We start from the raw sequence: 18,142 nt of genomic DNA, 5'->3' as shown, positions 1-18,142 counted from the left end.
CGCTTTTTTATGCGCCCTGATGAGTCAAGGAGACTCGAGATGCCTGCCGACTTCAACGACACAGCTTTGCTCACCCTGCGCAGGCAATCCCTGATTCTGGGTGCATTCGCTTTGCTGCTGTTTATCCTGGGCAACCATCAAGAGGCGGCGATAGGCTTTGATTCGCGCTTTGTCATGTTTGCTAACGAAATGCTGCGCCATGGCCCCGGTTTTTTCCCGACCACCTATGGCCAACCCTATGCGGACTACAGCGCTACTTCCACGGTATTTACCTGGTTACTGGCGCTGCCCTTTGGCAAAGTCACCAGCCTGACTGCATGGCTACCAACGGCCATTGCCAGCGCAACGCTGGTGACGTTGATGTACCGCCTGGTTGCGCCGCAATCGACAACCTGGGCGCTGGTCAGCGTGGCCTTGCTGTTACTGAGCATGACCTTTATCACCGAAACCCGGGCTGTTTCGCTGGACCAAATGCTTGCAGCCGTGAGCTTCAGTGCATTTTACCTAGCCTATTCCCACGATCACTTTGGCACGCCACGCCGTCATTTCTGGCTACTGGCCCTGCTGGTGCTGGGGTTTGCCATTCGCGGCCCGATCGGCCTGGTGATCCCTACCGGCATTCTGTGCAGTTACTACCTGCTCAACGGCCAGTGGCGCCGCCTGATCAGATTTGGGCTACAAGCGCTGGCACTGCTGGTGCTGTGCATTGGCACATTGCTGATGTTGGCCTGGATCAGTGGTGGCGAAGCCTTTGTCCACGAAGTGATCCGCATGCAAGTTACCGGGCGCATGGACGGCACTGAAGGCGCGAGCAGCGTGCTGTATTACTTCACCAGCTCGATGGGCAACTATGCGCTGGCCTATCCGCTAGCCGTTGTAGTGCTGGTGGCGATTCTGGTTGCCGGGCGCAAGCACTCGGGGCCAGCCTTGCAACTGGTCAAATACTGCGTTGCAGCTGCTCTGGTAGTGATGATAGGGCTGTCGATTCCCCAGGCGAAAAAAGCCCGCTATCTGCTGCCCATGTTGCCGATGGCGGCCATCATTGCGGCGTATCCGTTTCAGGTCATGAGCGGACGGGTGTTTGGGGTCTTGCGCGGGTTGATTCAAGGCCTGTTCTTGCTGCTGCCAGGCTTGCTGATTGTCGGTCTGGTGGTGGTACGCCAGCGGTTTGGCGAACAGCTGCCGTCATTGACTGCTACTTTCGTCATCCTCGCGGTACTGCAAGTTCTGGCCCTGGGCCTGCTGTTCAAGGCCCAATGGCGGGTTGCAGGACTGGCGGCGTGTGCGGTACTGGCACTGTGGAGCAGCTATATCACGGTGTTTGAACCCGCTGAACGCAGCCTGTATGACACCCGCACCTTTACTTTAAAGGCTATGCAACTGATCGATCAGGCGCCGGCTCCTGTGGTGCTGCACGGCATGGGCAAGGATGCGAAGGCGATCAAGTTCATGGTCAACGTTGACCGCGATCTGCTGCCGCTGTTCACCCAATCGCCCGCCGAGCTGACAGCATTGCCATCTCCGGCCTGGATCGTCATGGACCGCAAGGACTATCAGGCCTTGCAAGGCAGCGAGCTGGGCAACATGGCTCCGGCACTCAGCGGGCGTTTCGACAAGAACGATTACGTGTTGCTGCATCTGCCTTGATTGCAAGGCGTGGGAGCGAGCCTGCTCGCGAAAAACATTCGCGAGCAGGCTCGCTCCCACTTTGGCACAGAGTATCTACATACCGCGTATCGCGTGCAGTTACGCCCACAAACATTGCGCCTGCAGGTACAATCTGCGCCCTCTTCTTTCTTCCAAGGAATCCCAATGTCAGGGCTTGAACTGTTTGCCGCCGCACTCGGCGTCATTGCCGTCTGGTTAACAGTCAAACAAAACCCCTGGTGCTGGCCCATTGGCCTGGTAATGGTGCTGCTTTACAGCTGGATCTTTTTCGAGATCAAGCTGTATTCAGGCATGCTGCTGCAGGTGTTTTTTGCGCTATTGCAAGTCTATGGCTGGTGGCAGTGGACTCGCACCGGCGCACAACATGAAGGCCGCGTAGTCTCTCGATTAAGCACCTTGCAAGTCCTTGCAGGCTTGGCTATAGGCGCCATGGGCAGTGTTGCACTGGGCGCCGCAATGGCCCATTGGACAGACTCCGATTTCCCCTGGTCCGATGCCACGCTGACGGCTTTCAGCCTGGTTGCGCAATTGTGGATGGCCCAAAAACGCCTGCAGTGCTGGGCCCTGTGGTGCGTGATAGACGTGCTTTACATCGGTTTTTTCGCCTATCAGGATCTGTACCTGACCGCCGGTCTCTACGCGCTGTTTACCGTGATTGCCATTCAAGGCTTGCGTGACTGGCACCGCGACCCGGCGCTACGGACATGAAGGTATTGGTGCTGGCAGGGCCCGAGTCGAGCGGTAAAAGCTGGTTGTCGGCGCTATTGCAGCAGCGTTTTGGCGGCATTTTGGTGGGCGAATACGTTCGTTACTTTATCGAGCAAAACCCTCGGGATACCTGCCTGGCGGACATCCCGGCCATCGCCCGCGGCCAGCTTCAATGGGAAGATCAAGCCCGTGCCAGACAGCCCGAATTGCTGATTCTGGACACTCATCTGCTGAGTAATATCCTGTGGAGCCAGACCCTGTTTGGCGACTGTCCCTCCTGGCTTGAGCCTGAGTTGTTGAGCCGTCATTACGACCTGCATTTACTGCTGTCCCCCGAAGGTGTGGAGTGGACAGCTGATGGCCAACGCTGCCAACCCTCCCTGGCTGAGCGCCAAGCGTTTTTCAGTGCCAGCCGCCAGTGGCTCGAACAGCATCAGCAACCCATGCTCGTGATTGCCGGCGACTGGCAGGCTCGTCAGCAACAGGCTTGCGCGGCGGTTGAGCGATTGCTGGCGAGCAAAATCGATTGCGGGTTACCAACAAGGCCAATAGCCAGCTACGCTCAAGATGTGACACAGCCTGAAAATTGACTTGGATCAGTCCGGTCAAGAAAGTTTTAAAAAAGTGACGAAAGTGTGTGACCTGATACGGGTCTGAAGTCATCAGTACAAGTAACCAACCGAACGGTACGCCCAGCCGACGGTTAATCACTTGATGGGCACACCAGAGAGACGACCCTATGAACGCCCCGCTCCGTTTCAACGAAGCACTTTTGATTGCCGGCCACGCCTTTGAACCTTTTCAATGCGTCGCATGGGCTGCCCAAGATGGCAACGGCGAATTGAGCCTGACTGTCATTGACCGCACCAACACCCGTATCGGCCGCAAACAGATCCCGCGCAGCGCCTGCGCAGACGCTGCCCAGCTCGAAAGCCTGCTGGCACAAGCCCGCGCTGAAATCAGCAGCGAAGGCTACACCCTGCAGCCTTGGGTCATGCCAGCGTAATCAGCTGCACAGCTGATACGTGGGAACGGGTTTGCTCGCGATTGAAACGCAACGGTCTTCCAGCAAAATCAATGCGTTTCGTCGCAGCACCGCTCCCACAGCGGGTTAACCATGTTTACACGGGTTCCAACCCGTCAATATGCTGATAGTCGACATTCAGCTCCGTCGCCATCTGACGCGAGCGACCCAGTCGAATCGGGCCTCTCTCGATATCGATCAACAGCCCCGGGCAGTCTATTGCGGGCATCCCTGACCACTGTTTCAAACGGCCATCGGTCAGCAGTAAAAAGCGCTGCTGCTCTTGCGGGTAGTGTTTGCGCCGCATCTCAAGCCATTTGGCAACTTCCTGCAAAGCTTCCAGTAACGGCGTGCCGCCCCCCGCCCCCAATGCTTGCAGCCACGCATTCAAGGCTGAGGATGCCTTGGCACCACTGACTTGCCACTGCGCAGTCTGCCCGCTGGCCGTCATGACCGCGACACGGGCACGTTGTCGATAAGCATCCTCAAACAATTGCGCCAACAGCCCCTTGGCGTCACTCAGGGCCTGATGCCGCCGGGTCGAGGCCGATGCATCGACCACAACCAGCCACAGTTCCTGGGCAGCACTTTGCCGGGTTTTCCAGGCCAGATCGGCACGCTGACGTGGACGCCCACGCAGCAAAGTCTGTACCCAGTCGATCATTCCGCTACCAGCACTGCGACTGGCCCCCTGCTTGCCCGTGGCGAGTTGCCCTGGCCGGGGTCTGGCATCCGCCCCCGCAACAGATCGAGGGCGAATGCCTAGGGCTTTTTTGGCCAGCTCGGCACTTCTCGGCGCGCACCCAATGCCTGGGCTTGTGCTGGCAGTTCACCCCACTGGCCCTGCCCCGAACCGGGCGAAGCGCTGCTGGATTGCGGTTGCGACTGCGGCGGTTCAGGTGTCGGTGCCTGCCCCGTTTGCGCGCGACGCCGATGGCGCAAGGCAAACTCGGCCACGGCATCGATATCTTCCAGGCTGATCGCCATTGCTCCGTGCCATGCGGCATGCGCCCGCGCAGCACGCAGCCACACCAGATCGGCACGCATGCCGTCGACCGCAGCGGCAAAGCAGCGCTCGGTAATCATCGCCAGGGACTGATCATCCAGCGCAATGCTGTTCAGCAATTCACGGGCCTGCTGGCAACGCAGGCGCAAAGCTGTCTGTGCCGTTTCCCACTGCGCGCAAAACCCTTGCGGGTCAGCGTCAAAGTCCAGGCGACGGCGGATGATTTCGCCGCGTTCAGCCGGTTGAGGCTGGCCGCTCATGGCCACGTTCAAACCAAAACGGTCGAGCAGTTGAGGGCGTAACTCTCCCTCTTCCGGGTTCATGGTGCCAATCAGAACAAAGCGCGCCGCGTGCCGATGGGAAATGCCATCGCGCTCGACCAGGTTGGTGCCGCTTGCTGCGACATCCAGCAGCACATCCACCAGATGGTCAGCGAGCAGATTCACTTCATCGACATACAGCACACCACCATTGGCCTTGGCCAGTACGCCTGGGGAAAACTGCGCCTTGCCCTGCCCCAGCGCCGCGTCCAGATCGAGGGTGCCGACCAGACGCTCTTCGGTGGCGCCCAGAGGCAAAGTGACGAACTGACCGCTGGCGAGCAGATCAGCCAGACCACGGGCCAGGGTCGATTTGGCCATGCCTCGCGGCCCTTCGATCAGTACCCCGCCAATTTTCGGGTCGATGGCTGTCAGGCACAGCGCAAGCTTCAAAGAGTCCGCGCCGACCACCGCCGATAACGGGAAATGCGGGGTGTCAGTCATGTTTTCGGGTTCCAAATTTTAGAATATTGATCCACTTCAAAAAGCCCCTCACCCCAGCCCTGTCACTCTTCTTCTATATCCAGCAACAGGTTTTCCAGCGCCGCTTGGTACTCGCCTGGCTCGCTCCAGAGCCCGCGCTGCTGAGCTTCGAGCAAACGCTCAGTCATGTCGCGCAAGGCATGCGGGTTGTGCTGGCGCACAAACTCGCGGGTATCCGGGTCCAGCAAATAAGCATCCGCAAGCAGGGCGTACTGGTGGTCGTCGATCAAATGCGTGGTCGCATCAAAGGCAAACAGGTTGTCCAGGGTCGCGGCCATTTCGAACGCGCCTTTATAGCCATGCCGCTTGACCCCGTCGATCCATTTCGGGTTGGCCGCCCTGGAGCGGATCACCCGGTTCAGCTCTTCCTTGAGCGTGCGGATTTTCGGCAAGTCCGGCTGGCTGTGATCACCGTGGTAACTGGCCGCCGCCTGCCCGCTCAAACTTTCGACCGCAGCCAGCATGCCGCCCTGGAACTGGTAATAGTCGTTGGAATCGAGCAAATCGTGCTCACGATTGTCCTGATTCTGTACCACTGCCTGCATTTGTCCCAGGCGCTGGGCGAACTGGCCGCGTGCCGCAGTGCCCTCATCGGCGCCGCCATAGGCATACCCACCCCAGTTCAGATAGACCTGCGCCAAGTCATCACGGCTTTCCCACAAGCGGCCATCTATCGCGTTCTGGACACCCGCGCCGTAAGCACCGGGCTTGGCGCCAAACACCCGCCAACCTGCCTGGCGCGCCGCCAGTTCAGGCGCGAGGCCATCGCGCTCAAGCTGTTCGCGCTCAGTACGGACCTTGGCCGCCAACGGGTTCAGATCATCTGGCTCGTCCAGTGCCGCCACGGCTTGTACGGCAGCATCGAACAGGCGAATCAGGTTGGCAAACGCATCGCGGAAAAAACCCGACACGCGCAAGGTTACATCCACTCGCGGGCGGTCCAGCAGGCTGACCGGGAGGATTTCAAAGTCATCCACCCGCTGGCTACCGGTGGCCCATACCGGGCGCACGCCCATCAGTGCCATGGCCTGGGCGATATCATCACCGCCGGTACGCATGGTCGCCGTGCCCCACACCGACAGACCCAACTGGCGCAGATGGTCGCCGTGGTCCTGCAGGTGACGCTCAAGAATCAGGTTGGCCGACTGAAAACCTATCCGCCAAGCCGTGGTCGTGGGCAGGTTGCGCACATCCACCGAAAAGAAGTTGCGCCCAGTCGGCAGTACATCCAGCCGCCCACGACTCGGTGCACCGCTGGGGCCTGCCGGTACAAAGCGCCCGGCCAGGGCATCCAGCAGGCCCTGCATCTCGGCTGGGCCGCAGGCATCCAGACGCGGGGCCACGACCTCAAGCAAGGCGTCGAAAATTGCCCGAACCTCGGCCCATTGCGCGGTATCGGGCAGTTGCAGGGTGCCCTGTAAAGCCTGTTCGATCAGTTGCGCAGCGTACAATTCCAGACGCTCGCGAGTGTCTCCGGCTGTACGCCAAAGCTCGGCGCTGATGGCCTGCAACACGCGAGGCTGACGTGCTGTCCAGGGTTCGGCCAACGCGCAGTCCAACGGGTCAAAGCCCAGCTCAAAGGCTTTGGCCAGTGCCCGCAGCACACTCGATTGCGCGCCACGGCCATCACCACGGGGGATGCGCAATAACGCCAGCAGCGTGTCAATACGCAGGCGCCCGGCTGGCGATTCACCGAAGATATGCAGCCCGTCACGGATTTGCGACTCTTTAAGGTCACACAGATAGGTGTCGAGCCGCGGTAGCCAGATCGCCGCATCTGCGTCACTGTCCAGCTTCTCGTCCAGTTGCAGCTCGCGGTCGATGCGGGTTTCACGTACCAACGCAAGAATGTCGCGCTGCAGCTCGCGGGCGCGACGTGGATCAAGTAACTGCGCTTCGTAATACTCGTCGGCCAGCAACTCCAGATTACGCAGCGGCCCGTAGGTTTCGGCACGGGTCAGCGGCGGCATCAGATGATCGATGATCACCGCCTGCGTACGGCGCTTGGCCTGGGCACCCTCGCCCGGATCATTGACAATAAAGGGGTAGACGTTGGGCATCGGCCCCAAAATTGCGTCCGGCCAGCAGTTTTGGGATAGCCCCACGCCCTTGCCCGGCAGCCACTCCAGATTGCCGTGCTTGCCCACATGCACCACCGCATGGGCACCATAGGTATTGCGCAGCCAGAAGTAGAACGCCAGATAAGCATGGGGCGGCACCAGGTCCGGGTCGTGGTACACCGCACTGGCATCCACCTGATAACCCCGCGCCGGTTGAATACCGACAAACGTCAGGCCAAAACGCAGCCCGGCAATCATCAACCGACCGCTGCGAAACATCGGATCGTTCTGCGGCCCTCCCCAGCGCTCGGTCACTGCCTGACGATTGGCCTCAGGCAGACGATTGAACATCGCCAGGTACTCATCCAGAGCCAGGCTCTGCATGCACGGGCGCAGATCGAGACTGTCGAGGTCATTGCTGACCCCTCCCAGCAAGGCTTGAATCAGTGCAGTGCCGGTTTCAGGCAGTTCGCAGTCCACGGGATAACCCTGGGCCTGCAAGGCACGCAAAATGTTCAGCGCCGCCGCCGGTGTATCCAGCCCCACACCGTTACCAATCCGGCCATCGCGGGTCGGGTAGTTGGCCAGGATCAGCGCAATACGTTTTTGCGGGTTGGCCACACGGCCCAGCTCAACCCAGCGCCGCGCCAGCTCTGCGACAAAGTCCATGCGCTCGGGGTGGGCGCGATAACACACCACATCCGACTGGCTGCGCTCACTGCGCCATGCCAGGTCCTTGAAACTGACTGGACGGCTGATAATTCGCCCATCCAGTTCGGGCAAAGCAATATGCATCGCCAGATCGCGCGGCCCCAACCCCTGTTCACTGGCTTGCCAGCCGGGTTCGTTGTCTTGGGCGCAAATGGCCTGAATCACCGGAATATTGCGCCGAAACGGACGCAGGTGCGGGGCTTCTGGGCTCGATTGGGCAAAGCCTGTGGTGTTGAGAATGACCCCGGCCTCGACGTCATCCAACAAGTCCTGCACCACCGCCAGGCACCCCGGCTCCTTGAGACTGGCCACGGCAATCGGCAACGGATTCAGCCCGGCGGCCTGCAGCCGCTGGCAAAACACATCGACGAATGCGGTGTTGGCAGCCTGCAGGTGTGAGCGATAGAACAACAGCGCCGCCACCGGTTGCCCAGTTTGCCAGTCGGCCTGCCAGTTCTTGAGCTCGGCGCTGGAGTGCTGCGGATGATAAATCGCGGTGCGCGGCAAGGTTTGCGGCTCGTCCCACTCATAATCGCGGCCCAGCCACTGACTGGCCAGGCAACGATAGAGTTGCAAGGCGTTATGCCGCCCGCCCTGACGCAAAAAATGCCAGAGCCGCTCGCCCTGTTCAACGGGCACGGTGCTCAGTGCGCTGAGTTCCGGGTCGGGGCGGTCGTCGCCGGGCACCAGAATCAGGGTCACGCCGCGCTCGGCCAATTGCACCAGACGCTCGATACCGTAGCGCCAATAGCCAATACCGCCGTGTAACGACAGCAAAATCACCTTGGCGTGCTGCAGCACCTCATCGAAATATAAATCGACTGAACCATGGTTTTGCACCTGCATCGGGTTGGCCAGACGCAGGCTTGGATAATCTTCAGGCAACTGCTGCGCCGCTTCGGCCAGCAGTGCCAGGCTTGAATCACCACTGCACAGGATCACCAACTCGGCGGGGGTCTGGCCTAAATCGGCAATATTGTCGTCCGATACAAAGCCACCGGGCTGGGTCCTGAGCAAATGCATGGCTTATACGCTCAACGCTGTACGCAAGGTGGATTCAAGCAGTGCCGCGTCCAGATCCTGGCCGATCAGTACCAGTTTGGTGGTGCGCGCTTCATCGCTGCCCCAGGCGCGGTCGAAGTGCTTGTCAAAGCGTGTGCCCACCCCCTGGATCAGCAAACGCATCGGCTTGCCCGGGATTGCGGCAAAGCCTTTGATCCGCAGAATCCCGTGCTTGACCACCAGTTGGGTCAGGGCTTCCATCAATACGCGTTCTTCGCCCTGTGGCAGCTCGATGGAAATCGAGTCGAAGGCATCATGGTCGTGATCATCGTGGTCGTCATCGCCGTCGTGGTGATGGTCGTGGTGGCTGTGGCGGCCATCGATATGATCTTCCGAACCTGCGCCCAAGCCCAGCAATACGTCCAGTGGCAAGCGGCCGCTGCTGGCTTCGATGATCTTGACCGCAGGCGGCAGTTCTTCAAAAACTTCGGCACGTACTTTTGCCAGGTCTTCAGGGCTGATCAGATCAGCCTTGTTGAGGATAACCAGGTCGGCGCTGGCCAGTTGGTCAGCAAACAGTTCGTGCAGCGGCGACTCGTGATCCAGGTTCGGATCAAGTTTGCGTTGGGCATCCACCTGATCCGGGAACGCCGCAAAAGTGCCAGCGGCCACAGCCGGGCTGTCGACCACGGTAATCACCGCATCAACGGTGCAGGCGCTGCGGATTTCCGGCCACTGGAAGGCCTGAACCAGTGGTTTGGGCAGGGCCAGGCCCGAGGTTTCGATCAGGATATGGTCGATATCGCCACGACGCGCCACCAGCTCGCGCATCACCGGGAAGAATTCTTCCTGCACGGTGCAGCACAGGCAGCCGTTAGCCAGTTCATAAACACGACCGTTGGCTTCTTCTTCGGTGCAACCGATGCTGCACTGCTTGAGGATTTCGCCGTCGATGCCCAGCTCACCGAACTCATTAACGATCACGGCGATGCGGCGGCCCTGAGCGTTATCGAGCATATGACGGAGCAACGTGGTTTTGCCCGAACCGAGAAAGCCGGTAACGATCGTGACAGGGGTTTTGGCCAGTGTTTTCATCGGATGCCCTTTGGCAAAGCGGCGGGCATACGGGACGACGACCGCAGGCAGAGCGCGGTCAGTCTTCGCCACCGGATCACCCCGCCCGGTTGAAGTAAGAATCTGTCACGAGGCAGGTCTCCTGGCTTACGGCTGTGCATCAAGCTGATGATGCACAACCCTGCGCCTTCCCGCCTGTGAGGCAGTGGCATTGCAGGGTCAATGACCGTTTACAGTTGCGGGGGCAGCCGCGGCATACCGCGTTCCCTTCTTAGCTTCGCGTGGCGAAGAACCTCGAACCCGCAAGGCTACGCAGTGCTTTGTAACAGGTCAACACGCTGTAGATACTCTATTGCGGGTCAAGCCCCTTATGGGAGTGAGCCTGTTCGCGAATGCTCTTCGCGAGCAGGCTCACTCCCACAATTGAAGTATCTCTGTCGCTGAGGAGCGAGGCTGCGGCTACGGTGCTGGCTCATGAGTTGTGGTTTAATTGCCGCCTTTTTTCAGCCGCCACGCTTCAAGGATCTGCCCATGCCCGCCTCTAAACCGACCCACGTCCTGATTATTGGTTACGTGTGGCCTGAACCGCGCTCTTCGGCGGCAGGCGGGCACATGATGCAAATCATCGAGAGCTTTTTGCAGCAAGGCTGGCAGATCACCTTCAGCAGCCCGGCCGGTATCGGCGAGCACAAGGCCGACCTGGCTGTGCTGGGCATCGATGAAGTGACCATCGAACTCAATAACAGCAGCTTTGATGCCTTTATCACTGAACTGGCCCCGGATATCGTGCTGTTCGACCGATTCATGATGGAGGAGCAGTTTGGCTGGCGTGTCGAGAAGCATTGCCCGCAGGCCTTGCGCGTGCTGGAAACCTCCGACCTGCAAAGCCTGCGTGACGCCCGTCAGCAACAGCTCAAGGCGCGCCTCAAGCAAAACACCGAACAGGACGACTTCAGCAGCCTGTTCGCCCCTGCGCAACGCGAAACTTTCGAACAGATGGCAGACGCTGATCTGGCACAACGGGAAATCGCCGCGATCTATCGCAGCGACCTGAACCTGATGATTTCCGAATACGAGATCGACCTGCTGGTCGAGCAGTTCCATGTACCCAAGGCCCTGCTGCACTGGTGCCCGCTGATGGTCGACAGCGTGCCCGCCGAGTTCGTGCCCTATGAACAGCGCCAGCACTTCCTGAGCATCGGCAACTTTCGTCATGCGCCGAACTGGGACGCGGTGCTATGGATGAAGACTCATATCTGGCCCCTGATCCGCCAGCAACTGCCGACAGCACAACTGCATGTCTACGGTGCTTATACCCCACCTAAAGCCACCGCGTTGCACAATCCGGCGCAGGGTTTTCACGTGCTCAACTGGGCTGAAGATGCCCTTGAAGTGATGAGCAATGCGCGCATTTGCATGGCTCCGCTGCGATTTGGCGCGGGGATCAAGGGCAAGATTGCTGACGCCATGCTTTGCGGAACCCCCAACGTGACCACCCCGGTGGGCGCCGAAGGCATGCACGGCGATTTGCCGTGGGCCGGCGCCATCGAACAGAGTGCCAGCGCGATTGCCGCGGCTGCGGTTGAGCTGTACCAGAACTCCGAATCCTGGCATCAGGCCCAACGCCATGGCCAGGCATTGCTTGAGGCCCGCTACCTGCAAAGCAAACACGGCCCGGCGCTGGTGCAGCGCATCGAAGCCTGCCGCGCGGGGCTTGAGCAACATCGGCGCAACAACTTTACCGGGGCGATGCTGCGTCATCACCAGCACAAAAGTACCCAATACATGTCGCAGTGGATCGAAGCCAAGAACCGTCCAAGCACCGTCTAAAAGACCCCACCAGTAGGTCAGTGTGTACGCCTGAGCAGGTAGGTATCCATGATCCAACCCTTGCGCTGGCGTGCAGCTTCACGGGTTTGCTTGATCTGCTCACACACGTCAGCCAGCTTGCCGGCAATCAAAATCTCGTCCGCAGTGCCTATATACGCGCCCCAGTAAATATCCAGATCCTCATCGATAAAGGCCTGGAACGCGCAGTTGGCATCGAGCATCACCACCACATTATCGAGGTCTTCGGCCACCAGACGCCGACCCGTGGTGATACGAATCGGCTGGCCTATGTCATTGAGCGGCACCCGATGCCGCGCCGCCAAAGCCTGAACACTGCTGATGCCCGGAATCACCTGATAGTCGAAACCGCTGCAGCCATTGGCCCGTACCCGATCCAAAATACGCAAGGTGCTGTCGTACAAGCCCGGCTCACCCCACAGCAGGAATGCACCGCACTCACCTTCGCCCAACTGGTTCTCGATCAAGTTCGTGAACACTTCGGCCCGCTGCTCATGCCAGTCCTCAACCCCCTGAGTGTACGAAGGCGTTGAGTTGTTGCGCTTGGGGTCGCTGACCTGCACCACGCGGTAATCCGGCTCACGAATATAGCGCTCGCAGATTTCCAGCCGCAGGCGCACCAGGTCTTCAGTGGCCTGCCCCTTATCCAGCACAAAAAAAACGGCGACGCGGTTCAGCGCATTGATTGCCTGCACGGTGATGTGTTCAGGGTCGCCAGCGCCCATCCCTATCAACAACAGTGTTTTCATCGCGTTTTATCCTTGACTGGCAGGAAGCTTGAGAAGACGGCATCATCGCCGGAACAAGAAAACCTGAAACGGTTAAGCCCATGACTCGACTCGCCAGAGCTACAGACCCGTCTTACGAACTGATGGACGACCACAATGGCTTGTCGATCATATATCGCCAGCATGGTTTTCCCTGCCCCTTGGTGCGCTGGCACTTTCACAAGGAATACGAGCTGCACCTGATTGTCGCCAGCAGCGGCAAAGTGTTTGTGGGCGACTATATCGGCAATTTCTACCCCGATACATTGTTCCTCACCGGCCCCAACCTGCCCCATAACTGGATCAGCCAGATCACCGAGGGCGAAGTAATCAGCACGCGCGACATGCTGGTGAATTTCACCGATGAGTTGCTCGAAGGCGCCGCATCAGTGTTTACCGAGCTTAAAACACTGACGCCGATGCTGGAGCGCTCCCACTACGGCATCGAGTTTCGCTGCAAAGCCACCCTGCGCAAGGCCGTGGACCTGATGCAATGCATTGCCAGTTCCACTGGCGTCACCCGTCTGGGGCACTTTTTGATTCTGCTGGAGTTGCTGGCGGACTGTGATGACTACCAGTTGCTGTCAGGGGTCATGGCCGGGCAACTCGCCGACGAACAGACCATCGACCGTACCAACCGGGCCGTGGACTATATCTTCAGCCACTACGCACGAGAGCTGCCGCTTGAAGAGGTGGCCGCCTACATGGGCATGAAACCCACCTACTTTTCCCGCGTATTCAAGCAGGCCACCGGACGCTGTTTTATCGAGTTCGTCAATCGCTTGCGTATCAGCAAGTCTTGCGAGCTGCTCGCCGATGGCGAAAAACCTGTCACCGATGTCTGCTTCGAGTCGGGTTTCAACAATATTTCCAACTTCAATCGCCGTTTTCAGCAACTAAAAGGCATGACCCCGTCACACTATCGACGCCTGGCGGTGCAGCGTTTGACCGAGCAAAACCATCCAGGACTGAATGAACGCCTGCGCAGTGCAAAATAGTATCGGTTTGAGTGTTGCCAGTGATTTGTCACAACGGTGATTGAGGGCTGTAATCGGCCCAGGCGCTTGCCCCTTGCGAGCCGCTATAAAAACAATAACCGTCCTTCAAAAGCCGCCTGGCCGATGAAGTGGAGTGCTCAATGAATATTCCTGTCAAAGCGTTATGTGTCGCTACGTGCATGACCCTCAGCGGCTTGAGCCTGGGCGCGCAGACCCTGACCATCGCCACGGTCAACAACAGCGACATGATCCGCATGCAAAAACTGGCGAAAATCTTCGAGAGCGAGCACCCCGAGATCAAGCTGAACTGGGTGGTGCTGGAAGAAAACGTATTGCGCCAACGCCTGACCACTGACATTGCCACCCAAGGCGGCCAGTTCGATGTGCTGACCATCGGCATGTACGAAGCCGCACTCTGGGGCGCCAAAGGCTGGCTCGAACCCATGACCGACCTGCCCGCCACCTATGCCCTCGATGATGTGTTCCCCTCGGTACGCGACGGCTTGTCGGTCAAGGGCACCCTTTACGCCCTGCCGTTCTATGCCGAAAGCTCGATGACCTATTACCGCACTGACCTGTTCAAGGACGCGGGCTTGACCATGCCCGAACACCCAACCTGGGAGCAGATCGCGGACTTCGCCAAAACCCTCAACAAACCTGCCCAGGAGCAATACGGTATCTGCCTGCGCGGCAAAGCGGGCTGGGGTGAAAACATGGCGTTGATCAGCACTATTGCCAACGCCTACGGGGCTCGCTGGTTCAATGAACAGTGGCAGCCCGAGTTCACCGGACCGGAATGGAAAAATGCCCTGGATTTTTACGTCAACACCATGAAAGCCTCAGGCCCGCCGGGCGCGACCAGCAATGGTTTCAATGAAAACCTGGCGTTGTTCAACAGCGGCAAATGCGCGATCTGGGTCGATGCCAGTGTCGCCGGTTCGTTTGTCACCGACAGCAGCCAAAGCAAGGTGTCTGAGCACGTTGGTTTCACCTTCGCTCCGCACGCGGTAACCGACAAAGGCAGCGCTTGGCTTTACTCCTGGGCGCTAGCCATCCCCACCAGTTCCAAAGCCAAGGATGCGGCCAAAACCTTCAGCACCTGGGCCACCTCCAAGGAATATGGCGCATTGGTTGCCGAAAAAGACGGCGTAGCCAATGTACCACCGGGCACCCGCGCCTCGACCTACAGCGACGCTTACCTCAAGGCCGCGCCGTTTGCCAAGGTCACCCTCGAGTCCCTGAAAGTTGCCAACCCGAAGGACCCAACCCTCAAACCTGTGCCTTATGTGGGTATTCAACTGGTCACCATCCCCGAATTTCAGGCGGTGGGCACTCAGGTCGGCAAGCTGTTCAGCGCTGCCCTGATCGGCCAGACCACAGTGGATCAAGCCCTGGCAGCCGCCCAGCAAACCACCGAGCGCGAAATGAAACGGGCGGGTTACCCCAAGTAGCACTGCCAACCGCACATATTGGCCTGTGGGAGCGAGCCTGCTCGCGATCAGTCAAACCGCGTCGACTTCTTCGCAAGCAGGCTCGCTCCCACGCACAGCAACTCAGGTGTATTCACCATGACAACTTCAACTGTTATTACAGCGCCGGAGGCCCTGCCAACGGCTCGCCGATCCCGCCTGTTCAACCCCGGCTGGTTTCTGGTCACCCCTTCAGTGGCGCTCTTGCTGCTGTGGATGATCGTGCCCTTGGGCATGACCCTGTATTTTTCTCTGATCCGCTACAACCTGCTGTACCCCGGCGAAAACCAGTTTGTGGGGCTGGAGAACTTCACCTACTTTCTCACCGATTCCGGCTTCCTGCCCGGGGCCACCAATACCCTGCTGCTGGTAGGCAGTGTGTTGCTGATCAGCGTAGTGCTCGGGGTATTGATCAGCGCCCTGCTTGAAGCCAGCGAATTCATGGGCCGCGGGATTGTGCGGGTGTTGCTGATCTCGCCATTTTTCATCATGCCCACGGTGGGCGCGCTGATCTGGAAAAACCTGATTTTCCACCCGGTCTCCGGAGTGCTGGCCGCCGTCTGGAAGCTGTTCGGCGCCCAACCAGTGGACTGGCTGGCGCATTACCCGCTGCTGTCGATCATCATCATTGTGTCGTGGCAATGGTTGCCCTTCGCGATCCTGATCCTGATGACTGCCATGCAGTCGCTGGACCAGGAACAGAAAGAAGCTGCCCGCCTCGATGGCGCCGGGCCCATTGCGATTTTCTGGCACCTGACCCTGCCGCACCTGGCGCGCCCGATCGCTGTGGTGGTGATGATTGAAACCATCTTTCTGTTGTCGGTATTCGCCGAGATTTTCACCACCACCAACGGTGGCCCCGGCTATGCATCGACCAACCTGGCCTACCTGATCTACAACCAGGCACTGGTGCAGTTCGATGTGGGCATGGCCTCGGCCGGAGGTTTGATTGCCGTCGTGATCGCCAATATCGCGGCCATCATTCTGGTGCGCATGCTCGGCAAAAACCTGACAGACAAGCCGTGAGGGCAAAGTGATGACTCTTCAACAATCGCGCCGCTTGCAAAGCCTGCTGCTTGGCACCCTGGCCTGGGCCATCGCCATCCTGATCTTCTTCCCGATCTTCTGGATGGTGCTGACCAGCTTTAAAACCGAGCTGGATGCGTTCGCCACGCCGCCGCAATTTATCTTCACCCCGACGCTGGAAAACTACCTGCATATCGAGGATCGCAGCGGCTATTTCCACTTCGCCTGGAACTCGGTAGTGATCTCCTTCACCGCCACCGCGCTGTGCATGCTGATTGCCATCCCGGCCGCGTATTCGATGGCGTTCTATGAAACCAAGCGGACCAAGGGCACGCTGCTGTGGATGCTCTCCACCAAAATGCTGCCGCCGGTGGGCGTGCTGATGCCGATCTACCTGCTGGCCAAGAGCCTGGGCCTGCTCGACACGCGCACCGCGCTGATCATCATCTACACCCTGATTAACCTGCCGATTGTGGTGTGGATGATTTACACCTACTTCAAGGACATCCCCAAGGACATTCTCGAAGCCGCCCGCCTTGACGGTGCCACCCTGTGGCAAGAGGTGGTGCGAGTGCTGCTGCCCATCAGCAAGGGCGGCCTGGCCTCAACCCTGCTGCTGTCGTTGATCCTGTGCTGGAACGAGGCTTTCTGGTCGCTGAACCTGACGTCGTCCAGTGCGGCGCCGCTGACTGCACTGATCGCGTCCTACTCCAGCCCCGAAGGTCTGTTCTGGGCCAAGTTGTCGGCGGTATCGACCCTGGCCTGCGCGCCCATCCTGATTTTCGGCTGGATCAGCCAGAAGCAGCTGGTACGCGGCTTGTCCTTTGGCGCAGTTAAATAAAAATAATGACTGGAGGCCCATCATGGCCAACCTGAAAATCAAGAATCTGCAAAAGGGTTTTGAAGGCTTTTCCATTATCAAGGGTATCGACCTTGAAGTGCATGACCGCGAGTTCGTGGTTTTTGTCGGCCCTTCGGGCTGTGGTAAATCCACGCTGCTGCGCCTGATCGCCGGGCTCGAGGAAGTGTCTGACGGCACCATCGAGCTGGATGGTCGCGATATCACTGAAGTCAGCCCGGCCAAGCGCGATTTGGCGATGGTGTTCCAGACCTACGCCCTGTACCCGCATATGAGCGTGCGTAAAAACATGTCGTTTGCCCTCGATCTGGCGGGCGTACCCAAGGCCGAGGTGGAGAAAAAGGTCAACGAAGCGGCGCGCATTCTTGAACTGGCTCCCTTGCTTGAGCGCAAGCCCAAACACTTGTCCGGTGGCCAGCGTCAGCGCGTGGCAATTGGCCGAGCGATTGTGCGCAACCCGAAAATCTTCCTGTTCGACGAGCCCTTGTCCAACCTCGACGCGGCACTGCGGGTACAAATGCGCCTGGAGCTGGCGCGCCTGCACCAGGAACTGCAAGCGACGATGATTTACGTGACCCACGACCAGGTCGAAGCCATGACCCTGGCCGACAAGGTGGTGGTGCTCAATGCCGGTAAAATCGAACAGGTCGGCTCACCTCTCGATCTGTATCACCAGCCGGCAAATCTGTTTGTTGCCGGGTTTCTGGGCACACCGAAAATGGGCTTTCTGAAAGGCCGGATCAGCCGCCTCGACAGCCAGGGCTGTGAAGTCGAGCTGGACGCCGGAACCCGCATTCAACTGCCCCTGAGCGGCCCCTCGCTGAGCTTGGGAAGCCCGGTCACCCTGGGCATTCGCCCTGAACACCTGAACCTCGCCAAGCCCGGTGAGTGCAGCCTGACCGTCACTGCCGACGTAGGCGAACGCTTGGGCAGCGACACCTATTGCCATGTCAACACTGCCTGTGGCGAGCCGCTGACCATGCGCATCCGTGGCGATATGGCCAGCCGCTATGGCGAACAGCTACACCTGCACCTGGACAGCGAACATTGCCATTTATTCGATGCTGACGGCCTGGCCCTTACCCGCCCATTGCGCGCAGCTGCCTAATTTAATGAGAT

The 18,142-nt window shown here is 59.2% G+C and carries 15 protein-coding genes and 1 riboswitch; of the genes, 10 read left to right on the top strand and 5 right to left on the bottom strand.

From position 1 onward, the window contains the following. Positions 1 to 39: 39 nt before the first annotated feature. The 4 genes from U5A05_RS11905 (at position 40) to U5A05_RS11890 (ending at position 3,382) form a co-directional block, all read left to right on the top strand. Positions 40 to 1,647, top strand: coding sequence for an ArnT family glycosyltransferase (locus U5A05_RS11905; RefSeq protein WP_321836473.1), 1,608 nt, complete (start codon positions 40 to 42; stop codon positions 1,645 to 1,647). Positions 1,648 to 1,812: 165 nt separating this feature from the next. Continuing rightward, on the top strand, positions 1,813 to 2,376 hold the full coding sequence (pnuC, locus tag U5A05_RS11900) for a nicotinamide riboside transporter PnuC (RefSeq protein ID WP_321836472.1): 564 nt from the start codon (positions 1,813 to 1,815) through the stop codon (positions 2,374 to 2,376). Next, positions 2,373 to 2,966 (top strand): AAA family ATPase, encoded by a 594-nt coding sequence (locus U5A05_RS11895; protein WP_321836471.1) that lies wholly within the window; start codon positions 2,373 to 2,375, stop codon positions 2,964 to 2,966. Before pnuC ends, U5A05_RS11895 begins: the two co-directional genes overlap by 4 nt. Positions 2,967 to 3,115: 149 nt before the next feature. Continuing rightward, positions 3,116 to 3,382 carry a hypothetical protein gene (locus tag U5A05_RS11890; protein WP_261742255.1) on the top strand — a complete coding sequence of 89 codons (267 nt, stop codon included), beginning with the start codon at positions 3,116 to 3,118 and terminating at the stop codon, positions 3,380 to 3,382. Positions 3,383 to 3,497: 115 nt separating this feature from the next. Here U5A05_RS11890 and U5A05_RS11885 read toward each other — a convergent pair whose 3' ends face one another. The 4 genes from U5A05_RS11885 to cobW form a co-directional block, all read right to left on the bottom strand. Continuing rightward, positions 3,498 to 4,064 carry a vWA domain-containing protein gene (locus U5A05_RS11885; RefSeq protein WP_315968158.1) on the bottom strand — a complete coding sequence of 189 codons (567 nt, stop codon included), beginning with the start codon at positions 4,062 to 4,064 and terminating at the stop codon, positions 3,498 to 3,500. 98 nt (positions 4,065 to 4,162) lie between these two features. Next, a complete protein-coding gene (locus U5A05_RS11880) occupies positions 4,163 to 5,170 on the bottom strand; it encodes a magnesium chelatase ATPase subunit I (RefSeq protein ID WP_321836470.1) in 1,008 nt (335 codons plus the stop codon). A 62-nt stretch (positions 5,171 to 5,232) separates the two neighbouring features. Next, positions 5,233 to 9,003: a cobaltochelatase subunit CobN gene (cobN, locus tag U5A05_RS11875; RefSeq protein WP_321836469.1), complete on the bottom strand. Its 3,771-nt coding sequence runs from the start codon at positions 9,001 to 9,003 to the stop codon at positions 5,233 to 5,235. 3 nt (positions 9,004 to 9,006) lie between these two features. After that, on the bottom strand, positions 9,007 to 10,077 hold the full coding sequence (gene cobW / locus U5A05_RS11870) for a cobalamin biosynthesis protein CobW (RefSeq protein WP_321836503.1): 1,071 nt from the start codon (positions 10,075 to 10,077) through the stop codon (positions 9,007 to 9,009). A gap of 94 nt (positions 10,078 to 10,171) precedes the next feature. Continuing rightward, positions 10,172 to 10,368: riboswitch (cobalamin riboswitch) on the bottom strand. 219 nt (positions 10,369 to 10,587) lie between these two features. On the opposite strand from cobW, the gene U5A05_RS11865 reads away from it, so the two are divergent. Continuing rightward, positions 10,588 to 11,886, top strand: coding sequence for a glycosyltransferase (locus U5A05_RS11865; protein WP_321836468.1), 1,299 nt, complete (start codon positions 10,588 to 10,590; stop codon positions 11,884 to 11,886). A gap of 17 nt (positions 11,887 to 11,903) precedes the next feature. On the opposite strand, the gene cobF is transcribed toward U5A05_RS11865, so the two are convergent. After that, positions 11,904 to 12,653, bottom strand: a complete 750-nt coding sequence (gene cobF, locus U5A05_RS11860) for a precorrin-6A synthase (deacetylating) (RefSeq protein WP_261742251.1) — start codon at positions 12,651 to 12,653, stop codon at positions 11,904 to 11,906. Between the two features lie 80 nt (positions 12,654 to 12,733). Here cobF and U5A05_RS11855 point away from each other — a divergent pair, with 80 nt between their 5' ends. The 5 genes from U5A05_RS11855 to U5A05_RS11835 all read left to right on the top strand — a co-directional run bounded on the left by U5A05_RS11855 (position 12,734) and on the right by U5A05_RS11835 (position 18,131). Next, a complete protein-coding gene (locus tag U5A05_RS11855; RefSeq protein WP_261742250.1) occupies positions 12,734 to 13,669 on the top strand; it encodes an AraC family transcriptional regulator in 936 nt (311 codons plus the stop codon). A 140-nt stretch (positions 13,670 to 13,809) separates the two neighbouring features. Next, positions 13,810 to 15,120, top strand: a complete 1,311-nt coding sequence (locus U5A05_RS11850) for an ABC transporter substrate-binding protein (RefSeq protein ID WP_321836467.1) — start codon at positions 13,810 to 13,812, stop codon at positions 15,118 to 15,120. Positions 15,121 to 15,237: 117 nt separating this feature from the next. Further along, the gene (locus U5A05_RS11845) at positions 15,238 to 16,164 is read left to right on the top strand and encodes a carbohydrate ABC transporter permease (protein ID WP_261742248.1); all 927 of its coding nucleotides are present in this window, start codon (positions 15,238 to 15,240) and stop codon (positions 16,162 to 16,164) included. Between the two features lie 7 nt (positions 16,165 to 16,171). Next, on the top strand, positions 16,172 to 17,005 hold the full coding sequence (locus U5A05_RS11840; RefSeq protein ID WP_261742247.1) for a carbohydrate ABC transporter permease: 834 nt from the start codon (positions 16,172 to 16,174) through the stop codon (positions 17,003 to 17,005). A 22-nt stretch (positions 17,006 to 17,027) separates the two neighbouring features. Next, entirely contained in the window at positions 17,028 to 18,131 is a 1,104-nt protein-coding gene (locus tag U5A05_RS11835) for an ABC transporter ATP-binding protein (RefSeq protein WP_261742246.1), read from the top strand. Positions 18,132 to 18,142: the final 11 nt, after the last annotated feature.

The organism is Pseudomonas kulmbachensis, assembly GCF_963681935.1.
In the GTDB taxonomy this organism is placed as follows: Bacteria; Pseudomonadota; Gammaproteobacteria; order Pseudomonadales; family Pseudomonadaceae; genus Aquipseudomonas; species Aquipseudomonas kulmbachensis.
This window is presented reverse-complemented; position numbering and strand designations above follow the sequence as displayed.

What these genes read in the sequence shown, in the direction of transcription:
- U5A05_RS11865 (WP_321836468.1), top strand. Translation starts at nt 10,588, where the DNA reads ATGCCCGCCTCTAAACCGACCCACGTCCTGATTATTGGTTACGTGTGG.
- cobW (WP_321836503.1), bottom strand. Translation starts at nt 10,077, where the DNA reads ATGAAAACACTGGCCAAAACCCCTGTCACGATCGTTACCGGCTTTCTC.
- U5A05_RS11880 (WP_321836470.1), bottom strand. Translation starts at nt 5,170, where the DNA reads ATGACTGACACCCCGCATTTCCCGTTATCGGCGGTGGTCGGCGCGGAC.
- U5A05_RS11895 (WP_321836471.1), top strand. Translation starts at nt 2,373, where the DNA reads ATGAAGGTATTGGTGCTGGCAGGGCCCGAGTCGAGCGGTAAAAGCTGG.
- U5A05_RS11905 (WP_321836473.1), top strand. Translation starts at nt 40, where the DNA reads ATGCCTGCCGACTTCAACGACACAGCTTTGCTCACCCTGCGCAGGCAA.
- U5A05_RS11885 (WP_315968158.1), bottom strand. Translation starts at nt 4,064, where the DNA reads ATGATCGACTGGGTACAGACTTTGCTGCGTGGGCGTCCACGTCAGCGT.
- pnuC (WP_321836472.1), top strand. Translation starts at nt 1,813, where the DNA reads ATGTCAGGGCTTGAACTGTTTGCCGCCGCACTCGGCGTCATTGCCGTC.
- U5A05_RS11835 (WP_261742246.1), top strand. Translation starts at nt 17,028, where the DNA reads ATGGCCAACCTGAAAATCAAGAATCTGCAAAAGGGTTTTGAAGGCTTT.
- U5A05_RS11890 (WP_261742255.1), top strand. Translation starts at nt 3,116, where the DNA reads ATGAACGCCCCGCTCCGTTTCAACGAAGCACTTTTGATTGCCGGCCAC.
- U5A05_RS11850 (WP_321836467.1), top strand. Translation starts at nt 13,810, where the DNA reads ATGAATATTCCTGTCAAAGCGTTATGTGTCGCTACGTGCATGACCCTC.
- U5A05_RS11845 (WP_261742248.1), top strand. Translation starts at nt 15,238, where the DNA reads ATGACAACTTCAACTGTTATTACAGCGCCGGAGGCCCTGCCAACGGCT.
- U5A05_RS11855 (WP_261742250.1), top strand. Translation starts at nt 12,734, where the DNA reads ATGACTCGACTCGCCAGAGCTACAGACCCGTCTTACGAACTGATGGAC.
- cobN (WP_321836469.1), bottom strand. Translation starts at nt 9,003, where the DNA reads ATGCATTTGCTCAGGACCCAGCCCGGTGGCTTTGTATCGGACGACAAT.
- cobF (WP_261742251.1), bottom strand. Translation starts at nt 12,653, where the DNA reads ATGAAAACACTGTTGTTGATAGGGATGGGCGCTGGCGACCCTGAACAC.